The sequence below is a fragment of the Micromonospora sp. NPDC051196 genome (assembly GCF_040682415.1).
In the GTDB taxonomy this organism is placed as follows: domain Bacteria; phylum Actinomycetota; class Actinomycetes; order Mycobacteriales; family Micromonosporaceae; genus Micromonospora.
Genome location: NZ_JBFBAY010000010.1, coordinates 208,567 through 228,967 on the forward strand (window position 1 = coordinate 208,567; position 20,401 = coordinate 228,967).

The window sequence follows — 20,401 nt, forward strand, 5'->3', positions numbered from 1 at the left end:
ACTCGACGTACCGACGCATCCGGATTGTCGGCGGCGTCGGTCAGTGTCCCCGGGCCAGCCACTGCGGCAGCTGCGGCGCCTCGGCGCCGATGGTGCTGCTGTCACCGTGGCCGGGGTGCACCACGGTCTGCGGCGGCAGGGTGAGCAGCCGGTCGCGGATCGAGTCGATGATGGTGCCGAAGTCGCTGAAGGAGCGGCCGGTGGCACCCGGACCGCCGGCGAACAGGGTGTCGCCGGTGAAGACGACGTCGAGCGCGGCGTCGTGCAGGCAACACGCGCCGGGGCTGTGCCCGGGAGTGTGCAGCACGGTCAGGGTGGTGCCGCCGACCTCGATCGTCTGGCCGTCGCGCAGCTGGCCGCCCGGCGGCTCGTCGGGGTGCACCATGTCCCACAGCACCCGGTCGGCGGGGTGCAGCAGCACCGGCGCGCCGGTGACCTCAGACAGCTGCGGCGCGACCCGGACGTGGTCGTCGTGGGCGTGGGTGGCGACGATCGCGGTGACCCGACGGCCGGCCACCACCTTCAGGATGGCGTCCACGTCGTGCGGGGCGTCGATGACGACGCACTCGGTGTCGTCGCCGACCACCCAGACGTTGTTGTCGACGTCGAAGGTCTGCCCGTCGAGGGAGAAGGTGCCGGAGGTGACGGCGTGGTCGATGCGGGCGGTCATCAGAAGACCACCACCGAGCGCAGCACGTCGCCGCGGTGCATCCGGGCGAACGCCTCCTCGACGCCGTCCAGGCCGATCTCCTCGGTGACGAAGGCGTCCAGGTCGAGGCGGCCCTGCAGGTAGAGCTCGGTGAGCATGGGGAAGTCGCGGCTGGGCAGGCAGTCGCCGTACCAGCTCGACTTGAGTGCGCCGCCACGGCCGAAGACGTCCAGCAGCGGCAACTCGACCTGCATGTCGGGGGTGGGTACGCCGACCAGCACGACGGTGCCGGCCAGGTCGCGGGCGTAGAAAGCCTGCTTCCAGGTCTCCGGCCGACCGACGGCGTCGATCACCACGTCGGCGCCGAACCCGCCGGTGGCCGCCTGGATCTCGGCCACCGGGTCGGTCTCCGAGGCGTTCACGGTGTGGGTGGCGCCGAACTTGCGGGCCCAGTCGAGCTTGCGGGAGTCGGTGTCCACCGCGACGATCGTCGTCGCGCCGGCCAGCACCGCACCGGCGATCGCCGCGTCCCCGACGCCGCCGCAGCCGATCACCGCCACCGAGTCACCCCGGGTCACCCCGCCGGTGTTCATCGCCGCGCCGAGGCCGGCCATCACGCCGCAGCCGAGCAGCCCCACGGCGGCGGGCCGGGCGGCCGGATCCACCTTGGTGCACTGGCCGGCGTGCACCAGCGTCTTCTCGGCGAACGCGCCGATGCCCAGGGCCGGGGCCAGTTCGGTGCCGTCGGTCAGGGTCATCTTCTGGGCGGCGTTGTGGGTGGCGAAGCAGTACCACGGCCGACCCCGCCGGCAGGCCCGGCACACGCCGCAGACGGCCCGCCAGTTGAGCACCACGAAGTCGCCCGGGGCGATCGCGTCGACTCCCGCACCGACCTGCTCGACGATGCCGGCGGCCTCGTGCCCGAGCAGGAACGGGTAGTCGTCGTTGATGCCGCCCTCGCGGTAGTGCAGGTCGGTGTGGCAGACCCCGCAGGACTGCACCCGCACCACCGCCTCGCCGGGCCCCGGGTCCGGCACCACGATGTCGGTGACCTCGACGGGCGCGCCCTTGCTGCGCGAGATGACTCCCTTGACCTGCTGGCTCACGCTTTCCTCCTCATCCGCGCCGGCGCGGCGCGCCGCCGTACTGCGGCTTCGCCGGAGAACCGACGGCGCCGACGATCATTCCCGGAGGCGAACCTACCGCCGCGACCACCGATCAGCACAGTGTCCGAGCGACCGGCCGGCAGGTCCGGCCCGTCGTGCTGGCGTCGGACGGCGTTACGCCACCGCAGCACCTGCACCACGCCCACCGCCCACAGTACGTACTGCACGGCGAAAGCCCAGCGGTATGCGTCGAGACCGGGCACGGTCTGCCCGGCTGGGGTGGCCACGTCGAGCACGACGCCGATGGCGAGCACCAGGGCGATCGCCGCGACGAAGCCACCGACGTTGACGATCCCGGTGGCGCTGCCGATGCGGTTGACCGGGTTGAAGGTGCGCACGAAGTCGAACCCGATCAGCGAACCGGGGCCGTTGAAGGCCAGCACCAGCACCAGGGCGACGAGCAACCAGCCGGGCGCACGTCCGGGCCAGGCCAGCACCACCGTCCAGGTCACCGCAGTCGCCGCGACGATGCTGAAGACCACCACCGAACGCCGTCGCGGGAACCGGGCGCACAGGTGCGCCACCGTCGGCCCGGTCACCAGCATGCCCATCGTCAGTACGGTGAGCAGCGTGGCCGCCGCGGTGGGCGTGAGCCCCTGCCCCTGCACCAGGAACGGGAAGCCCCACAGCAACGCGAACACGCTGCCGGAGAACCCGTTGACGAAGTGGGTCCACAGCCCGAGACGGGTACCCGGCGCGGCCCAGGCCGCGGCGAGCCGGCCACGCGGCGGCGGCGCGGCGGCCACGCTCACCCGGTGCGGGCTGTCCCGGATCGCGGCGACGACCACCAGCAGGATCGCCGCGGAGATTCCGGCGGCGGTCAGGAAGGCGGTGGTCCAGCCGGTGTGTTCCAGCAGCAGCACGAGCGGGACGGCGCCGAACACCGCGCCGAGTTGCCCGAGCGTTCCGGTCAACTGCACCAGCATCGGGTTGCGGCGGCCCGGGAACCAGTACGCGACGATCCGCAGGACGCTGATGAAGGTCATCGCGTCGCCGAGACCGACCAGGATGCGAGCCGCCACGGCCAGGCGTACGTCGGTGGCGAGGGCGAAGCAGAGTTGACCGGCGACCATCAGGGCGCCGCCGGTGATCAGGAGACGGCGGGAGCCGTACCGGTCGATCAGCATGCCGACGGGCACCTGCATCACTGCGTACACGGCGAGTTGGGCGACGGTGAAGGCGGCCAGCGTCGCGGCGCTGATCTCGAAGCGGTGGGACGCCTCCACCCCGGTGACACCGAGCGAACTGCGGTGGAACACCGACGCGGCGTACGCGCTCAGGGCCACGCCCCAGACCAGCAACGCCTGCCGGCGTGGTACGGATGCGGGGTCGGCCAGGCTCACCGCAGGCCCCGCAGCGCGCGGGCGGCGTTGTCGATGTGGGTGGCCACGGTGGCCAGCCACGGTCCGGAATCGTCGGCGTCGAGGGCGGCCAACTGCGCGGCGTGGTCGGTCAGCGCCATCTCGGCCCAGCGGGGTGAGAGCCGGAAGGTCGTCTCGCCCATTCGCAGTTGCCGGTCACGCAGCCGCTGGTACAACTCGGCGAGGATCTCGTTGCCGGCGGCGTCCACGACGGTGGCGTGGAACGCCCGGTCGGCGGCCATCAGGGCGGTCAGGTCACCGGCGGCGTGCGCGGCGCGCATCTCGGCCAGCCGGGCGGCCAGGTCGGCGCGGATCTCGGCGCGCCGCGGCCAGATCTGCTCGGCGGCGTGCACCTCGACCAGCCGGCGGGCCTCGATGACGTCGGTGATCTCGCGGGCCGAGACCGGCAGGATCAGCGCCCCGCGCTTGGGGTAGAGCCGGACCAGCCCTTCGGTCTCCAGCCGCAGCAACGCCTCCCGCACCGGGGTACGCGACACCCCGGTCGCCTCGGCGATCTCGCCCTCGCTGACCAACGACCCACCGGGGTGGACCTGTTCCAGGATGGCCCGCTTCAGGTGGCGGTAGGCGCGTTCGGCGGCCGAGGGTGCGGCGGTACGACCGGCCGGCGAGGGATGCGTCATGTATCTATCATGCGCCTCAAGGGTGGTGGCGGATCCGGCAGGGTCCCCGCGAGACGCCGCCGCTCACCCCGCTGACGTGGGCGGACCCGTTGGCGGTGCGGCTGCCGTGGCCCAGAAGTCCCGCACCTGCTCGCTGAACTCCTCGGCGCACTCCACCTGCGGCAGGTGACCGCAGCCGACGAACAGGTGGGTGCGTGCGTGCGGCAGCAGCGTGCGCGCAACGTCCAGATGCGAGGGCGGCAGGATCAGGTCGTGGTCACCCCAGACCACCAGGGTGGGCAGGTCGAGTCCGGTCAGCCGGGCCAGCAACTCGTCGCGCCAGGGCTGCCGGATGCCGCGCACCGTGCCGAGACCACGTGCCGTCTCCAGCACCACCCGGGCGGCGTACGGCCGGCGGGCCACCGCCAGAGCGTGCCCGACCCGCTCGGTGGTGACCAGCGCCGGATCGTGGAACAGCGCCCGCTCGGCGCGATCGGCCGTGTAGCGGCTGGGCCACAGCAGCAGCCGACCCAGGCCGGGCAGGGCCAGCAGTCGCAGCGCCAGGGTCACCTCGCGGCCGAAACCCGCACTGGCGACCAGGGTGAGGGAGGCGACCCGGGTCGACTGGGTGACGGCGAGCCCCATGGCGACGGCACCGCCGAGCGAGTTGCCCACCAGGTGCACCGGCTCGTCGACCCCGGCCGCGTCCAGGTAGGCACCGACGAACCGGGCCAGCGCCGGCAGGGTGTACGGCTGGGTCATCGGCAACGACCCGCCGTAGCCGGGCAGGTCGACGCTGTGCACCCGATACCGGTCGGCCAGCAGGTCATGCTGTTCGGTGAAGTCCCGCAGCGTACGCCCGATGCCGTGCAGCAACAGCACCGGCGGCCCGGCACCGTCCACGCGGTGATGGACCCGCCGCCCGTCGACCGTCAGGTGCCGGAACCGCACAGGCGTGCTCACTCGCGCTCACGCGGGGGTGCGGGGACGGGTGGTCGGCGCGGCGCGGCGGGTCTCGGCGCGGCCGATGGCGGCCAGCAGGTGACCGTGACCGGCCGGCGCGATCCGGGCGAGCAGGTCGGGTAGCCGGGCCGACCAGCCGATCAGGACCCGACCCCGGCGCCGGGCGACGCCCCGCAGGATGGCCTCGGCGGCGGTCGCCGGGTCGATGGTGAGCAACCGCTCGAAGCGTCGACGGCCGTCCTCGAACTGCGCCCGGTCCACACCGCTGCCCACCCGTGCGTCGCGGGCGATGCGGGTACGCACCCCGCCCGGGTGTACGCAGGTGACGCCGATGCCGTCGGCGGCGAGTTCGTGCCGCAGCGCCTCGGTGAAGCCGCGCACCGCGAACTTGCTGGCCGAGTAGGCGACCTGACCCGCCGGGGCGATAAGACCGAACAGGCTGCTGACGCTGACCAGGTGCGCGCCGGGCTCGGCCTTGAGCGCCGGCAACAACGCGTGGGTCAGTTGCGCCACCGCCCGGAAATTCACCTCGATCACCCAGCTGAATTCGTCGAAGCTCACCTCGTCGAAGCGGCCACCGAGGGCCACCCCGGCGTTGTTGATCAGCAGCCGGATCACCGGGTGTCGGTCCCGGATCTCAGCAGCGACGGCCGCGGTGGCCTGCGCGTCGGCCAGGTCCACCTGGTACGTCTGCACCGTCCGTCCGACCGCGCGCAACTCGCCCGCCACCGTGTCGAGGCCGTCGGCGTCCCGATCCAGCAGCACCAGGTCACTGCCCCGGCGGGCCAGTCCGTGGGCGAGGGCGGCGCCGATACCGCCGGCCGCCCCGGTGACCACGGCGGTGCCCCCGGTGAAGTCGAACCTACGCATCGACAGACCTCCGTTGTGCCGAGTCGGCCCGGGTGAATCGGACCCCGGGATCGGTGAGCCGCCCGAAGCGCAGCAGCAGCAGATCGCGCAGATAGTTCTGGTGCAGCCGCCACGGCGACCGGTGCCCCTGGCGGGGCAGACGCTCCACACCACGGCGCACGTACCCGGAGGTCAGTCCGATCAGCGGCGCACGCCGATCGTCGGGCGGGGCCAGCGGGGTGGCCACCTGCGTACCGGTGCGGTCGAGGTGACGCAGCAGCCGGCACACGTACTCGGCGACCAGGTCGGCCTTGAGCGTCCAGGAGGCGTTGGTGTAGCCGAGGGTCATGGCGAAGTTCGGCACGCCGGAGAGCATCGTTCCCTTGTACGCCACCGTCTGCGCCAGGTCGACGTCGACCCCGTCCACCCGCAGCGTCATCCCGCCCAACGCGAGCAGGTCGAGCCCGGTGGCGGTGACCACCACGTCGGCCGGCAGTTCCGCACCGGAGGCGAGCCGGATACCCCGCGCGGTGAAGCTGTCGATGGTGTCGGTGACCACCTTGGCCCGGCCGTCGGCCAGCGCGGCGAACAGGTCCCCGTCGGGGTCCACGCACAATCGCTGGTCCCAGGGGTCGTACCGGGGGCTGAAGTGTCGGTCGACGTCGTAGCCGGCCGGCAGGCGCCGGGCCACGCCCCGGCGCAGCAGCCGGCGCAGCAGCCCGGGAGCCCGGCGGCTGAGCTGGTAGTTGACGGTGACGAGCAGGACGTTCTTCCACCGAATCAGCGGGTACGCCAGCTTCGCCGGCATCCGACGGCGCAGCGCGTCGGCGAGCGCGTCGCGGGCGGGCAGCGCCAGCAGGTAGGTGGGTGAGCGTTGCAGCATGGTCACCTCGGCGGCCTGCCGGGCCAACGCCGGCACCAGGGTGACGGCGGTGGCGCCACTGCCGATCACCACCACTCGACGATCGCGGTGGTCGAGGTCGGCGGGCCAGTGCTGCGGATGCACGATCCGTCCGGCGAACCGTTCCTGGCCGGCAAAGTGCGGCGTGTGCCCGGCGTCGTAGCGGTAGTAGCCGGTGCAGGAGTACAGGAAACCGCAGGTGAGGGTGATCGTCTCGGCGGTGTCGTCGCGACGGACCAGCACCGTCCAGCGGGCCTGCCGGCTGTCCCAGTCGGCCCGCACCACCCGGTGCCGCAACCGGATGTGCCGGGTGACGTCGTGCTCGTCGGCGGTACGACGCAGGTAGTCGAGGATCGTCGCACCGTCGGCGATCGCCTTCGGGGCCCGCCACGGGGCGAAGGAGTAGCCGAGGGTGAACATGTCGGAGTCGGAGCGTACGCCCGGATAGCGGAACAGGTCCCAGGTGCCGCCAACCGAGTCGCGGGCCTCCAGCACCGCGTACGTCTTGTCCGGGCAGCGGCGACGCAGGTGGCAGGCGGCTCCGATGCCGGACAGCCCAGCGCCCACGATGAGCACGTCGACGTGGTCCGGCGCCATCTCATCCTCCTGGTACGCGAGGTGCTGCCTCGGGACCCTATCCCGCGTGCCGGACCGACGCGGCCTGGCGGGCGGCGGTGACCAGGGCTTGAGCGCCGGCTCAGATGTTGGCGGAGTCCGCCGGCACCGCGTCGGGCAGGGTCGGCGCGCCGGCCAGCGGCTCGGTGGCGCGGCCGGGCAGGCCCAAGGTGTACGCGGTCATCGACAACGACCCGTAGGCGTACCCGTCCACCAGCACGTCGGCCCCCTGTCCGGCCGCCCCGGCCAGGCCGGCCAGGTAGAGCAACGGAATGAAGTGATCCGGTGTCGGCACGGCGAGCCCGAAGTCGCGGTGCGCGTCGAGGCGGCCGGCCTCCGTCGGCTCGTCCAGCATGGTCGCCTTGGCCGCCTCGTCGAAGCGTTGCGCCCAGTCGAATCCCTCGTCGAGCAGCCGACGGTCGACGCCGCCGAGGTTGTGCACCACGTTGCCGCTGGCCACCACCAGCACGCCCCGCTCGCGTAGCGGTGCTAGCTTCGCGCCCAGCTCAAGGTGGTAGTCGAGGCTCTTGAAGGCGTTGATGCTCAGTTGCACGACGGGGATGTCCGCCTCGGGGAAGGCATGCACCAGCACCGACCAGGTGCCGTGGTCGATGCCCCAGGAGTCCACGTCGGCACCGACCCAGGTCGGGTGCACCACGTCACTGACCTCCTCGGCCAACTCGGGCAGGCCCGGCGCCGGATAGCGGACGTCGAACAGCTCCTGCGGAAAGCCGTAGAAGTCGTGGATCGTCTTCGGGCGGGGCATCGCGGTGACCGCGGTCGCACCGATGTACCAGTGGGCGGACACCACCAGGATCGCCCGGGGTCGGGGTACCGACCGCCCGAAGGCCCGCCACGCGGCGGTGTACCGGTTTACCTCCAACGCGTTCATCGGGCTGCCGTGGCCGAAGAACACGGCCGGCATCGTGGACATCGTCTCGTCGTTCATCGCGCGCCTCCTGACCCGGCGGTCGCCCGAGCGTATCCGGCCCGCCCGGCGGTCGGCAGAACTGCGCCCATCCGGTACGCGACAGTGGTGACGCGGCGCCGACCGTGGTGGCGAAGTCGGACGCAGAAGTCGGTGTACGTGGTTATCCGGACGGCACGCAGGCTACGGCTGGGCGGTGCGGCGGGTGGTCCCGGTGCGCGGCGTGGGCCGGGTCACCGGGCGTCGACGCGGTGCTGGGCGGTCCGTCGCCGCCTCGGCCACCGCGCACAGGTCGGTCATCGGGTCGACCGCCTGGGCCGCGCACGCCGCCCGGCGCAGCAGGGCCCGCAGGGTTGCGGCCTCCTCGCCGGTCAGCGCCGACATCAGGCGGGTCTCGACGTGACGTAACGCCTCCCGCCGCTGCCGGGCCGCCGCCCGCCCCGCCTCGGTGAGCACGACCAGTCGGCTGCGCCGGTCGGCCGGGTCGGGGCGGCGTGCCACCAGCCCGTCGCGTTCCAGGTCGTCGATCAGGTACGTCAGCACGGTGCGGTCGATGCCCAACTCCTCGGCGATCGCGCCCTGGTTACGGGTCGGCTCGCGATCAGCGGCGACGAGCACCTGATAGCCGCGTGGCCCACCGGGCAGGTCACCGACGGTGTGCTCGGCGCCTCGGAGGTGGGCCCGGAAGAGGACGCCGAGCATCCACCCGAGGTCGTCGTTGATCGGGTCGGCGTGGGGGTCGTCGTCGCTGCGGGCACCGCTCATGCCCCAAGATTAGCGCAGATCACAGACTTTATTCGGCGAATATGTTCTGCTCAACATAACATTGGAAGGGCGTGGTGACGGCCGCCGCGCCACCAGGAAGGAAAGCCGCGATGAGCGATTACGGACACGATCTGATCTTCGGATCGTTCCTGACCCCCGGCAGCACCGACCCGGCACGGCCGGTCAGCCTCGCCGTGCTCGCCGAGCAGGTCGGGCTCGACCTGGTCACTTTCCAGGATCATCCCTATCAGCCCGCGTACCTGGACACCTGGACGCTGATCAGCTACGTCGCCGCCCGGACCACCCGGGTACGCCTCGCCGCGAACGTGACCAACCTGCCGCTGCGTCCACCGGCCGTGCTGGCCCGCAGCGTCGCCAGCCTCGATCTGCTCAGCGGCGGCCGGACCGGACTCGGCCTGGGCGCCGGCGGGTTCTGGGACGCCATCGAAGCCATGGGTGGGCGACGCCTCTCCCCCGGCCAGGCGGTGCGGGCGTTGGAGGAGGCAATCGACGTCATCCGCCAGATCTGGGACACCGAGGCCCGCGGCGGCGTACGGTTCGACGGCGACTTCTACCGCGTGGTCGGCGCCAAACGCGGCCCGGCCCCCGCCCACGACGTGCCCGTCTGGCTCGGCGCCTACAAGCCACGGATGCTGGCGCTGACCGGACGCCGGGCCGACGGATGGCTGCCGTCGCTGCCCTATCTGCAACCCGGCGATCTGGCCAGGGGCAACGCCATCATCGACGAGGCCGCCACTGCGGCGGGCCGCTCCCCCGCCGAGGTGCGCCGGCTGCTCAACATCACCGGACGGTTCGCGGCTACCGGTCGTGGCCCGCTGCACGGTCCGGCGGAGCAGTGGGCCGAGGAGTTGGCCGACCTGACTTTGACCGAGGGCGTCAGCACCTTCATCCTGAGCAGCGACGACCCCGAGGACCTGCGGCGGTTCGCCGCCGAGGTGGCGCCGGCCACCCGGGAACTGGTCGCCGCCGAACGCGCCGGGTGATCGGTACGACCCGTCGGTGAGAGCAGTCACCGCGCGGGCCCGCCGGGCGGCATCATTCGCAGCATGAGGCCAGCACGTGGGCATCGGTTGGTGCCGCACACCGCCGACGTACGCATCGAGGCGTGGGCGCCGGACCGGGCGGGGTGCCTGACCGAGGCGGTCCGCGCGATGGTCGAGTCGTTCACCGACCTCACCGGTGCCCGACCCCACGCCGAGCGGGAGTTCCGCCCACCACCGGCCGCCGACGAGGACCTGCTGGTCGCCGTCCTGGATGAGGTGATCTACCGGATGGAGACGGCGGACGAGTTGCCGCTGGTCACCGAGGTCACCGAGGACGGCATCGATGGTCTGCGGGTGCGCTGGGGCGTCACCGGCACCGGTGAGGTGGAGCTGACCGGCGCGGTACCGAAGGCGGTCTCCCTGCACGAACTGCGCTTCGGCGGCGACGAGGAGGGCTGGTCCTGTGCGGTGACCCTGGACGTGTGAGCACCAGCGCCGCGACTCAACCCTTGACCACACCGAGCGGCACCAGCCGGGCCACCTTCCGGCACAGTCCGGCGCCCTCGGCCGCCTCGATGACGGCCGAGATGTCCTTGTACGCCGCCGGCATCTCCTCGGCCAGCCCGCGCCGCGACGCGCCCCGTACCGCGATGTCGCGGGCCGCAAGCTCGGCGCGCGGATCCACGCCCGCACCGGCCGCGACGGCCTGCTTGCGGCTGCGCACCCGTCCCGCGCCGTGGCAGGTGGAGGCGAACGCGGGCGAGTCGGCCACCCCGGTCAGCACGTACGAACCGGTGCCCATCGAGCCGGGGATGAGCACCGGCTGCCCGACGCCCCGCAACTCCTCGGGCAGGTCGGGATGGCCGGGCGGCAGGGCCCGGGTGGCTCCTTTGCGGTGTACGCACAACCGCCGCACACCACCGTCCACCGCATGCTCCTCGATCTTGGCGAGGTTGTGCGAGATGTCGTAGACCAGGTCGAGCCGCCGGCCCGTCTCCCGCTCGAAGATCCGACCGACCGCGTGGGCGAGCAGCTGCCGGTTGGCCCGCGCGTAGTTCGCTGCGGCGGCCATCGCGCCCAGGTACGCCCGACCGGCCGCCGAGTCGACCGGAGCGCAGGCGAGTTGCCGGTCCGGCACCTGGATGCCGTGGCGGCCCATCACCTTCTCCATGGCGCGTACGTGATCGGTGCAGATCTGGTGGCCGAGCCCCCGCGAACCGCAGTGGATCATCACGCAGACCTGGTCGGTACGCAGCCCGAACGCCTCCGCCACCGGCTCGTCGTACACCTGCTCGACGGTCTGGACCTCCAGGAAGTGGTTGCCGGAGCCGAGGCTGCCGACCTGGTGGGCGCCGCGCTCGATCGCCCGGTCGCTGACCTGTGCCGGGTCCGCGTCGTCGACCGCGCCGTAGTCCTCGCACCGGTGCAGGTCCCGTTCGACCCCGAAGCCGCGTTGCACGGCGTACCGGGAGCCACCGCGCAGCACCGCGTCCAGCTCGTCGCGGCTGGTCAGCTGCCACACCGCGCCGCTGCCCATGCCGCGCGGGGTGGCCGCGCTCAGCGCGTCCATCACCGTCTCCAGACGCGGGCGCAGCTCGTCGCGGTCCAGGTCGGCGGCGAGCAGCCGGACCCCGCAGGAGATGTCGAAACCGACCCCGCCGGGCGAGACCACCCCGCCGGTCGCGATGTCGGTGGCGGCCACCCCGCCGATCGGGAAGCCGTAGCCCCAGTGCACGTCGGGCATGGCGTACGAGGCGCCGACGATGCCGGGCAGGGTGGCGACGTTGGCCACCTGCTCCAGCGACCGGTCGGTCGACGGATCGGGCAGCAGCGTCCGGGACACGAACACCACCCCCGGCACCCGCATCGGATCACGCCGGTCGATCCGGAAACGGTACGGCGACTCCTCGACCAGCTCCACCCGCGGCGGCTACCCGCCCTCGCCGGGCCTACACCTACCCGCCGCCCGGGCACGGGTACGTGCGCAATGGACCGCCCTGCTCCGCCGGCCCGTACCGGCCATCGGGAAGCGCCCTGAGGCACGGCGACTTCGGCCGGGTGGGCAGCCCCGCTCGCCGGTGGGGACAATGAGTGCCGGCGGCGGATCAGCGGAAGGGACCGGCAGCGTGGCGGAGATGACCGGACTGCCCACGGCGAACCCGGCCGGGGACGGACCGGGCCGGGCCGCAGCGGCGGCCGGACCGGGACCCGGTCTCGCCGAAGCCTGGCTCGCCGAGTTGGAGGCCCCGGTCCCCGTCGAATCCGGCGGGGCGGCACAGCGCAGGCTGCGCGCCGACTGTGCCCGCTGCTTCGGCCTCTGCTGCGTCGCCCCCGCGTTCGCCGCGTCGGCCGACTTCGCGCTCGACAAACCCGCCGGACAGCCGTGCCGCAACCTGCGCCCCGACTTCGGCTGCGGCATCCACACCGAGCTACGCCAGCGCGGCTTCGCCGGATGCACCGTCTTCGACTGCTTCGGCGCCGGCCAGCGGGTGGCCCAGGAAACCTTCGGTGGACGTCACTGGCGTTCCGCGCCGGAGTACGCCGACCAGATGTTCGACGTCTTCGCGGTGATGCGTTCGCTGCACGAACTGCTCTGGTATCTGACCGAGGCACTCCGGTTGCACCCGCCCGCCGAGCTCGCCGGGCAGTTGTCCGCCGCGCTGGCCGAGACCGACACGTTGGCCTCGGGCACCCCTCAGGAGCTGCTCACCCTCGACGTCGACGGGCACCGCGCGAAGCTCAACGCGCTGTTGTCGCGTACCGCCGAACTGGCCCGCACGCGCGGCGGTGCCGCCGGGGCCGACCATCGGGGTGCCGTGCTCGTCGGCCGCGACCTGCGCCGCACCAACCTGCGACGGGCGAACCTGCGGGGCGCGACGCTCATCGGAGCGGACCTGCGCGGTGCCGATCTGGCCCGAGCCGACCTGACCGGCGCCGATCTACGCGGGGCGGACCTGCGGGGCGCCGATCTGTCCGACGCCCTGTTCCTGCACCAGGCTCAGGTCGACGCGGCCCGCGGTGATCGGCAGACCCGCCTACCGGCCGGGCTCGGCCGACCCGCCCACTGGTCGGCGCTGCCGCTGACCCCCCGCCCCGCCAGCCGCCGCGGCAAGCGGCGCTGACCGTCGTGCGGCGCCGCCGCTGACCCGGCACCCCGGACCGGCACGCCGTGTCGAGCGACGCTGCGGGCTGGCCGGCGCTTCAGCGCGTGCTGCCGAGGCCGTCGGACGGCCCGGCGAGGGCGGCCGATGGTCCGGGCGTCACACCCTGGCGGCCCGCGCCTCGTTCATACCCTGGTTGGCCAGGGCGTCAGCCCGCTCGTTCTCCGGATGCCCGTTGTGGCCCTTGACCCACAACCAGGTGACCCGGTGGCGGGAACAGGCCGCCTCCAACTGCTGCCACAGGTCGGCATTCTTCACCGGCTGCCGGGCCGAGGTCAGCCAGCCGTTGCGTTTCCAGGACGCCAGCCAACCGGTGATGCCGTTACGCACGTACGTGCTGTCGGTGTGCAGCTCGACCGTGACCGGACGGGTCAGGCTCTCCAGGGCCTTGATGGCGGCGGTCAATTCCATCCGGTTGTTGGTGGTCGGGGTGGCCTCACCGCCGCAGATCTCCCGCTCGTGGGTGCCGTAGCGCAACACCGCACCCCAGCCACCCGGGCCGGGATTTCCACTGCACGCCCCGTCGGTCCAGATCCGCACGACCCGGCCGGTCACCTCGTCCGCCATGCCGCCAAACCTACCGAAGCCGCCGCCGTCGACAGACGATCGGCCGTCAACCAGCTGTCGGGCCCGGTGCACGCCGGTCGTCACCGGCAGCGTCTCCTCCCGGCCGGCCACTCGGACGATCAGACCCCACGACTGGCGGCGGCACCGTCCAGGCCGGTCGACGCGACGGTACGACCCGGTCGCGCAGCCGGCCGACGGCATCGCCCACGACGGCGGTGACCATCGGTGGCAGTCGGGTCGAGCGCATCACGGCCACGTCCTCCGGCACCGTGGTGGCGCCGTCGAGGAAACGCAGCACCCGCGGCGCCGGATTACGATCGAACAGTCGACCGAAGAACTCCGGACCGTCGACCAGGTCGCGGTCCAGTGCCCGCAGCGCGACCGCGTCCATCCAGCGGTGCCGCCGAGGGTACGCGGGCGCCGGCACCGGTGGCCCTCCGGCGGCCAGTGCCCGGGCCACCTGGTCGGCCTGGCGGTACATGGCCGCGAAGGTGAATCCGGTGGACGGGCGGGTCGCCCCACCGGCGGTGCCGAGGCGTACCACCCGGGGCGACGGGCGGGCGACGAACGGTCCGTCGGTCATCGGGATGACACCGTTCTCGACCTCACCGACGGTGAACCGGGCCGGATCCAGGCCGAGCAGTTCGCAGTAGCCGGCCAGGGCACGGTCGTAGGCCGCCCCGGTCAGCAGGTGCGGTGAGAACTCGGTGTACTCGACCAACGCGTAGCGGCTGCTGACCGGCAGCACGTACCCGAAGGACACCCCTCGGGTCGGCTGCGGCGTACGGAAGTCCATCAACACGGCGCGGGTCGGGTCGAACATCGGCCGGTCCGCCGCCAGCCACCAGCCACGGAAGTGCTGCAACCAGTTCGTCCGCCCGGGCCGATCCGGTGGCCGGGGTCGGGAGTCCAACACCCAACCGGCCCGCAGGACCGACCGGTCGGCGCCGGTGCTCACCAGCACAGCGTCGCCGTGGTCGGACAGGCTGTCGGCGTCGGCGACGACGCGGGTCACGCCCAGGCGCCGCTCGGCCTCGGCGGCCCGGTCGTAGATCGGGGCCGACCGCAGCATCGCGTACCGCAGCGGAGCGACGTCGAGGGTGCGCGGTGCCTCGGCGGTGACCACCTCGACCCGCGACCAGCTCGCACTGAGCAACTCGTCCAGATCGTTGCCGGGCCGATCCCAGAACGCCCAGGTCCGGTCCTGGCCGCGCCGGTGTACCGGATCGACGACAGCGATGCGCAGGTCGTGCACGCCGTGCCGGGCCAGGGCGGCCAGCACGAGCGAAGCGGCCCCACCCCCGCCGACCAGGGCGAGGTCGACGTCCAATGGCGTACAACCCACCCGGCCACGCTGCCACACCCACCAGATGGCGCTGAAGGAAGGGCCCCTTGTTAACGCCTGCGGTAGAGGAAGGGCCCCTTGTTAACGCCCGTCGCCGTTGCGGTCTGTTCTGCGGGTGCGGACGGCTGTTGGCCGGCACCCGGGTTGCGGGTGCCGGCCAACAGCCTTCTTGCTCCCCCTGTGGAGGAATGTCCGTGCGTCGTGGGGGTCAGCTGTTCCAGTACTTGGTGACCAGATCGGCGGCCTGCTGCTCCCACTGGGCGTAATGATCGGGGTAGGCCGACACCTGCACGGTCTGGGCGGCCTTGGTCAGCGGCATGTCCTGCCAACCATCAACCTGCTTCAAACCCTTCAGGAACGCGGTCGTCGAGTACTCGGGGTCGGTGATCTGCTCCACCGTGCCCCAACCACTGGACGGACGCTGCTGGAACAGACCCTGCGAATCATGATCGTTACGGTCGCCGAGGTGACCCAGGTTCTCCAACTTCGACTCCTGCAACGCCGTCGCGATCGACACCACCGCGGCACGCTCGTCCATACCGGCCTTCTTCGTCGCCGCGATGATCGCCTTCGTGTTCGCCACCTGCTCATCGTTCAGATCGATGCGCGACTGCGCACCCTGCACACCATGCGGGATCAACTTGCTCGTGTCCGGCTTGCCAGCCTGCACGGCCACAGGGCCCGCCTTCACCGCGGCGGCGTCGGCGTGAGCGGCCACCGGACCGGCGAACACACCACCGGCGAAGGCCACACCAGCAATACCCAGAACACTCTTACGCAGCAGCTTCGAGTTCATGACCAAGCTCCATTCGGGGGTAGACACACACCTCGGGGGACGGGTGCGTGCGACGCCGTCAGGCGCTGAAGAACAAGGGGGAAAAGGATCTCCGGCTCACTCGCGGGGCGAGGGCCCTTCGCGGCGCCGGGACCATGTACAACGACCGACCACCCACCATCATTCCCGGATGCCGAAGCCGACGACTGAGGCCGGGGCCTGATCGGCTCGGAACCCTGGCCCTAGGGGCCGGGGCGTCTGGTCGGGCTCGGGACCATGGGGGCCACACCTCAAGGGATAGGCCGCCCTGCTCGGTCCGTCAGTCGATACAACGCCCCGACCCCCTCACGGATTCCGCCGCCGGCTGACCGACCGAACCCCAGAACCGGACACCGTTGCCGACACGCCCCAGAGCGCACTCCGCCGCCGGCTGACCGGCCCGGCCCCAGAACCGATTATCCGTCCATCAGCTCGACCGGCCGGCGAGGACGGAGGCGGACATCTGGGCGATCAGTCGACGGTCGGGGCGGGAGTCGCTGGGTGGCGTGGTTCGGGCGGCCCGGTTCCGCCGTAACGGCGGGATGCGCAGTGGTCGGAAACCGCCATTCCGGCGCAACGGAGTCGATCACCGCGACGACCGCTCGGGCCGGACCATGGATGTCGCCGGCGCCTCCGACGGAGGACACGGGACGGCAACGAGGATTTCTCATTTTCACCGGATCGGGACCAAGCGCCCCTAGTGTTGGGCACACCGGTGCTCGTCGCGGAGTTGGCCACCCGAACAGCGTCCTACGCAGTCAGCGGACGAAAAGTGAGGGAAGACGCGTATGAAGGCAACCAAAGTTCTCGTACCAGTGGCGGGCGGTATCGCTCTCGGGGCGCTGCTGCTGCCGGGCACCTCGTTGGCCGACACCACCGTGTCACCGTCGACCACCCCGGTCGGGGGCACCGTCGTACTCACCGCGACCAACTGCAATCCGAACTCCGGCGATGCGATCTTCCACGTCACCGGGCCCGACCGTGATCAGAATGTCCGGTCCACCACCGCTGCGGCCAGTGGCGGGTTGAGTGCCGAGCTGTTCACCGCCGGATTCACCCTGGGTACGTACACCGTGGCTGCCACCTGCGGCGACGGTACGCCCGACGGCAGCGCGACCTTCACGGTCACCCCGATCGGCGGTGCGCAGGCCGGTGGTCGGGACGTCGGCGGCGGCGGAACGCTGGCCGCTGGTGCGACCCTGCTCGTCACCTCGCTCGGCGGCGCGGTCATCCTGGCCCGCCGCCGGCGCCACGCGGCCGAGGCCGCGACGCTCTGACCGATTCGGCTGCGGGGAAACGCTGGCCGCGGCCCGGCATCGGCGACTACAGGAGGCACAACATGCGGGGGTACCACCTCGGTCGCCTTCTGGTCACGCTGCTGGCGGTGGCCGGGCTGGTACTGGTCGGCGTCGGCGTCGCGCAGTTGCCGTCTCGGCCGCCGCAGCCCGACAGCGCCGGGCTGCCACCACAGGCGGTGACCGCGCCGAGCCTGCCGCCGCTGCCACGCGCCGACCCCGTCGAGGTCCGGATTCCCCGCATCGGTGTACGCGCACCGCTGCTCCCGGTCGCCGCCGACCCTTCGGGGGCGCTGGAGGTGCCACCGCTGGACCGGCCCAGGGTGGCCGGTTGGTACTCGCCCGGGGTCAGCCCGGGTGAGCTGGGCAACGCGGTGGTCGTCGGCCATGTCGACTCCCCGGGCGGGCCAGCCGTCTTCTTCGACCTGGGGCGGTTGCGTACCGGCGACACCGTCCACATCGCCCGGGCCGACGCCACCGTGGTCCGCTTCGCCGTCGACGGTGTCGAGGCGTACCCGAAGAACGGGTTTCCCACCGACCTGGTGTACGGCCCTGGGGCCGTCGCCGGGCTGCGCCTGATCACCTGCGGCGGCCGGTTCGACCAGGACAGCGGCGAGTATGTCGACAACGTGATCGTGTTCGCGACCCGCACGCGGTGAGGCGCTACGTCCGGTGGCGGGCGTTTGGCCGTCCCGGTGTCGGGAAGACCGTGCGTCCACGGCAGATCCCGAGGAGCGACGAATGGCGGACGCAGGACGAGCCAGGAAGCACACCGGAGCACGTAAGGCTCCGCCGCCGGGCAAGGTGGCGGCGAAGAAGGTGGCGACGGCGACGAGGCGGGCCACCGGGGCCACGGCCGCGAAGTCGCCGGGCGGGAAGACCGCGGCGACGTCCCCGCGCACCGCCCGCAAGAAGGCGGTCTCCGCCACGGCCACGCCGACCCGTCGACCCACCGCGAAGGCGACGGCGGCGAAGAAGACCACCACCCCGAAGACGGGCAACGCCGCGAAGACGGCACCGGCGGTCAAGAAGGCAGCAGCGGCGACCCGGAAGGCGTCGGGAGCCACCCGGGCGACGGCGAAGAAGGCGCCGGCCGGCAAGGCCACCGGCGCAACGGCGCCCGCGCAGAAGACGACCACGAAGAAGGCGGCGACGCGTAAGACGACGGCTTCCCAGGCGGCTGCGGCACGGTCCCGCGCGGCCAGTACGACACCGGCGAAGAAGGCGACGACGATGGAGTCGTTCGGTAGTCGGCGTGGCGCGCGTACCGGGTCGCGCTGACCGGCGCCCCACCCGCCCGACAGGTGACAACCTCCGATGGCCTGCGGGCTGGCGCACCCCGGCGTGGCCGGCTCGGGTCAGCGCGGCGAGGATGGTGGGATGGCCAGACGAGACAGCAGGCGGTCGGAACGGGTTGATCCGGTCGGAGTGTGCCCGTGCGGGCAGGGTCTGCCCTACCGAGACTGTTGCGGTCGGCTGCATCGAGGTGAGGCGCAGGCACCGACGGCCGAGGCGCTGATGCGTTCCCGCTACGCCGCCTTCGCCGTCGGCGAGCCGGACTACCTGCTGGGCAGTTGGCACAGCAGCACCCGACCGGCACGGCTGCAGATCGATCCCGGCCAGCGGTGGACCGGCCTCGAGGTGGTCGCCACCGAGCAGGGTGGGCTGTTCGACAGCACGGGCATCGTCGAGTTCCGGGCCCACTACCGCGACGGCGTCGGCCCCGGCGCGATGACCGAACGCAGCCGCTTCGTCCGCGAGGACGGACGCTGGGTCTATCTGGACGTCGACCAGCCCTGACGGCCGCCGCCCACCATCAGCACCGCGATCAACAGGTACGGCAGGGCGGCGAGCGCGAAGGCCACACCGTTGCCGCTCGTGGTGGCGACCAGCCCGAACCCGATGTACACGGCAATGGTGATCACTTCGGTGGCCATCCCGGCCAGCGAGGTGACGGTGGCCCGTTGCGCACCGGTGATCCGGGCCTGCAACCTTGCGTCGGCCAGCACCGAGGCGAGTTGGAATCCGCAGAACGCCCCCGCCAGCAGCACGAAGCCGGTCGGGTGTCGCAGCAACGCCCCGGCGGCCAGGGCCAGTGCCGACCCGGCCAACAGGAGGGCGTACCCACGGGTGCGTAGCCGCTCGCCGGCCGGTGCGAGCAGGCCGCCGGCCACCTGCCCGACCGCGAGGAGCAGAAGCAGCAGCGGCACCGTGGTCAGGGCGACACCGGTGTCCCGGGCCAGCAGCGGGGTGTACTCCTCCAGGGCACCCCAGGTCGCGGTCACCACCGCGACCAGCAGCACCCCGGCGCGTACCCGGCGATCCCGTCGGGCCTCGGCGATCCCGTGGCGCAGGCCCGGCCACCAGCCGGGCTCGTCGGCGGTCCCGGCCTGTGCTGTCGCGTCCGACGAGCCGGCGGTGACAGGATCCCCCGTGGCTGCCCGGTGCTCGGGGAAGCGGGTGGCGACGGCGGCGGCGAGCAGGCAGGCCGTGACGCTGGCCAGGCCGACGGCGGGATAGCCGCCGAACCCCAGCACCGGCCCGGCCAGCACGATCGACGCGAGTACGCCGACGGTGCCGGCGGTACGGGCCCGGCCGATGGTGCGGGCGTAGCGGTGGGCAAGGCCGAGGTGGTCGAGTTCGTCGAAGACCAACGCTTCGAGCGCACCAGAGGCGAGGGCGGCGCCCGCTCCCCAGAGCACGAACCCGAGGGCGAACGTCGGATAGGACGGCATGAACGTCCACAGGGCGAAACCGGCGGCGGTGCACAGTGGCGCGAGGCAGAGCATCAGACGCCGGGAGGTGGCGTCAGCCCACGCGCCGGAGGGTACTTCCAGGGCGATGCTGGCCACCGACCAGATCACGAACAGCGAGGAGATCTGCCCGACCGACAGGCCGCTGTCGGCGAACAGCAGGGCGTACACCGGGTAGAGCAGCACCAGGTCGGTGAGGAACGCGTACGCGTAGAGGGTGGACGCCAGACGGCGGCCACCTGTGGTGGTGAGAGTCATGAAGCCTTCCGGGCGGGGCGGGATGACGGACGCCGGTGCTACGGCGACCGCAGGCGGCCCACGGCCTCGGACAAGGCATCAATGTCGCCACTTCATAGCGGCGATGGTAGCGGGCGGCAAGGCGCGGCGCTGCCCGCAAAGGCGCGGGACGGAACCGCTCGGTCCCGTCCCGCGCGAGCCTCAACGGCGGGGCTCGTCGGGCCTGGGCAGGATGATGGTCGACTCACTGTCGTCGGAGGTGCGCTGTGCCGGCACCTCGGGCGCCGGTGAGGTGACCTGGGTGGCCTCCGGGTCGTCCTGGCGCGGCAGCGGCGTCGTCGGGTCACTGTCGATGCCCGGGGCGCTGACCACCTGGGTGGCCTCCGGGTCGTCGTACGCGGGGACGTC

The 20,401-nt window shown here is 72.2% G+C and carries 21 protein-coding genes; 7 read left to right on the plus strand and 14 right to left on the minus strand.

The genetic code is table 11. The features are described 5' to 3' along the window. Positions 1-40 precede the first annotated feature (40 nt). The 9 genes from AB0M35_RS20385 to AB0M35_RS20425 all read right to left on the minus strand — a co-directional run bounded on the left by AB0M35_RS20385 (position 41) and on the right by AB0M35_RS20425 (position 8,817). Positions 41-670, minus strand: a complete 630-nt coding sequence (locus AB0M35_RS20385; protein WP_363747115.1) for an MBL fold metallo-hydrolase — start codon at positions 668-670, stop codon at positions 41-43. Then, entirely contained in the window at positions 670-1,755 is a 1,086-nt protein-coding gene (locus tag AB0M35_RS20390; protein WP_363747116.1) for an S-(hydroxymethyl)mycothiol dehydrogenase, read from the minus strand. The genes AB0M35_RS20385 and AB0M35_RS20390 overlap by 1 nt, the downstream gene beginning before the upstream one ends. Then, the gene (locus tag AB0M35_RS20395; RefSeq protein WP_363747117.1) at positions 1,752-3,158 is read right to left on the minus strand and encodes an MFS transporter; all 1,407 of its coding nucleotides are present in this window, start codon (positions 3,156-3,158) and stop codon (positions 1,752-1,754) included. The genes AB0M35_RS20390 and AB0M35_RS20395 overlap by 4 nt, the downstream gene beginning before the upstream one ends. Continuing rightward, complete coding sequence (locus tag AB0M35_RS20400) at positions 3,155-3,817, minus strand: GntR family transcriptional regulator (protein ID WP_363747118.1); 663 nt, start codon at positions 3,815-3,817, stop codon at positions 3,155-3,157. Before AB0M35_RS20400 ends, AB0M35_RS20395 begins: the two co-directional genes overlap by 4 nt. Before the next feature lie 63 nt (positions 3,818-3,880). Next, positions 3,881-4,759: an alpha/beta fold hydrolase gene (locus AB0M35_RS20405; RefSeq protein ID WP_363747119.1), complete on the minus strand. Its 879-nt coding sequence runs from the start codon at positions 4,757-4,759 to the stop codon at positions 3,881-3,883. A gap of 6 nt (positions 4,760-4,765) precedes the next feature. Beyond that, positions 4,766-5,629 (minus strand): SDR family oxidoreductase, encoded by an 864-nt coding sequence (locus tag AB0M35_RS20410; protein WP_363747120.1) that lies wholly within the window; start codon positions 5,627-5,629, stop codon positions 4,766-4,768. Next, positions 5,622-7,106: an NAD(P)/FAD-dependent oxidoreductase gene (locus AB0M35_RS20415; protein ID WP_363747121.1), complete on the minus strand. Its 1,485-nt coding sequence runs from the start codon at positions 7,104-7,106 to the stop codon at positions 5,622-5,624. The genes AB0M35_RS20410 and AB0M35_RS20415 overlap by 8 nt, the downstream gene beginning before the upstream one ends. Positions 7,107-7,206: 100 nt before the next feature. Then, entirely contained in the window at positions 7,207-8,073 is an 867-nt protein-coding gene (ygiD, locus tag AB0M35_RS20420) for a 4,5-DOPA dioxygenase extradiol (RefSeq protein WP_363747122.1), read from the minus strand. Between the two features lie 162 nt (positions 8,074-8,235). Next, positions 8,236-8,817: a MarR family transcriptional regulator gene (locus tag AB0M35_RS20425; RefSeq protein WP_363747123.1), complete on the minus strand. Its 582-nt coding sequence runs from the start codon at positions 8,815-8,817 to the stop codon at positions 8,236-8,238. Positions 8,818-8,927: 110 nt separating this feature from the next. Here AB0M35_RS20425 and AB0M35_RS20430 point away from each other — a divergent pair, with 110 nt between their 5' ends. Then, the gene (locus tag AB0M35_RS20430) at positions 8,928-9,821 is read left to right on the plus strand and encodes an LLM class flavin-dependent oxidoreductase (protein ID WP_363747124.1); all 894 of its coding nucleotides are present in this window, start codon (positions 8,928-8,930) and stop codon (positions 9,819-9,821) included. 63 nt (positions 9,822-9,884) lie between these two features. Further along, positions 9,885-10,307, plus strand: coding sequence for an archease (locus AB0M35_RS20435; RefSeq protein ID WP_363747125.1), 423 nt, complete (start codon positions 9,885-9,887; stop codon positions 10,305-10,307). Positions 10,308-10,323: 16 nt separating this feature from the next. On the opposite strand, the gene AB0M35_RS20440 is transcribed toward AB0M35_RS20435, so the two are convergent. Next, positions 10,324-11,742 carry an RtcB family protein gene (locus AB0M35_RS20440; RefSeq protein ID WP_363747126.1) on the minus strand — a complete coding sequence of 473 codons (1,419 nt, stop codon included), beginning with the start codon at positions 11,740-11,742 and terminating at the stop codon, positions 10,324-10,326. A 214-nt stretch (positions 11,743-11,956) separates the two neighbouring features. On the opposite strand from AB0M35_RS20440, the gene AB0M35_RS20445 reads away from it, so the two are divergent. Continuing rightward, positions 11,957-12,943 carry a pentapeptide repeat-containing protein gene (locus AB0M35_RS20445; RefSeq protein ID WP_363747127.1) on the plus strand — a complete coding sequence of 329 codons (987 nt, stop codon included), beginning with the start codon at positions 11,957-11,959 and terminating at the stop codon, positions 12,941-12,943. A 138-nt stretch (positions 12,944-13,081) separates the two neighbouring features. Here AB0M35_RS20445 and rnhA read toward each other — a convergent pair whose 3' ends face one another. From rnhA to AB0M35_RS20460, 3 genes are all read right to left on the minus strand, one after another. After that, positions 13,082-13,549, minus strand: coding sequence for a ribonuclease HI (gene rnhA / locus AB0M35_RS20450; protein WP_363747128.1), 468 nt, complete (start codon positions 13,547-13,549; stop codon positions 13,082-13,084). Positions 13,550-13,595: 46 nt separating this feature from the next. Next, positions 13,596-14,912 (minus strand): lycopene cyclase family protein, encoded by a 1,317-nt coding sequence (locus tag AB0M35_RS20455; RefSeq protein ID WP_363747129.1) that lies wholly within the window; start codon positions 14,910-14,912, stop codon positions 13,596-13,598. Between the two features lie 190 nt (positions 14,913-15,102). Further along, positions 15,103-15,690, minus strand: a complete 588-nt coding sequence (locus AB0M35_RS20460) for a hypothetical protein (protein ID WP_363747130.1) — start codon at positions 15,688-15,690, stop codon at positions 15,103-15,105. 806 nt (positions 15,691-16,496) lie between these two features. Between AB0M35_RS20460 and AB0M35_RS20465 the strand changes: the two genes are divergently transcribed. The 4 genes from AB0M35_RS20465 (at position 16,497) to AB0M35_RS20480 (ending at position 18,803) form a co-directional block, all read left to right on the plus strand. Beyond that, entirely contained in the window at positions 16,497-16,985 is a 489-nt protein-coding gene (locus AB0M35_RS20465; RefSeq protein ID WP_363747131.1) for a hypothetical protein, read from the plus strand. Positions 16,986-17,047: 62 nt separating this feature from the next. Continuing rightward, the gene (locus AB0M35_RS20470) at positions 17,048-17,662 is read left to right on the plus strand and encodes a class F sortase (RefSeq protein ID WP_363747132.1); all 615 of its coding nucleotides are present in this window, start codon (positions 17,048-17,050) and stop codon (positions 17,660-17,662) included. An 82-nt stretch (positions 17,663-17,744) separates the two neighbouring features. Further along, a complete protein-coding gene (locus AB0M35_RS20475; RefSeq protein WP_363747133.1) occupies positions 17,745-18,284 on the plus strand; it encodes a histone in 540 nt (179 codons plus the stop codon). Positions 18,285-18,383: 99 nt separating this feature from the next. Further along, on the plus strand, positions 18,384-18,803 hold the full coding sequence (locus AB0M35_RS20480; protein ID WP_363747134.1) for a YchJ family protein: 420 nt from the start codon (positions 18,384-18,386) through the stop codon (positions 18,801-18,803). On the opposite strand, the gene AB0M35_RS20485 is transcribed toward AB0M35_RS20480, so the two are convergent. Beyond that, the gene (locus AB0M35_RS20485; RefSeq protein WP_363747135.1) at positions 18,779-20,014 is read right to left on the minus strand and encodes an MFS transporter; all 1,236 of its coding nucleotides are present in this window, start codon (positions 20,012-20,014) and stop codon (positions 18,779-18,781) included. The genes AB0M35_RS20480 and AB0M35_RS20485 overlap by 25 nt on opposite strands. Positions 20,015-20,401 lie beyond the last annotated feature (387 nt).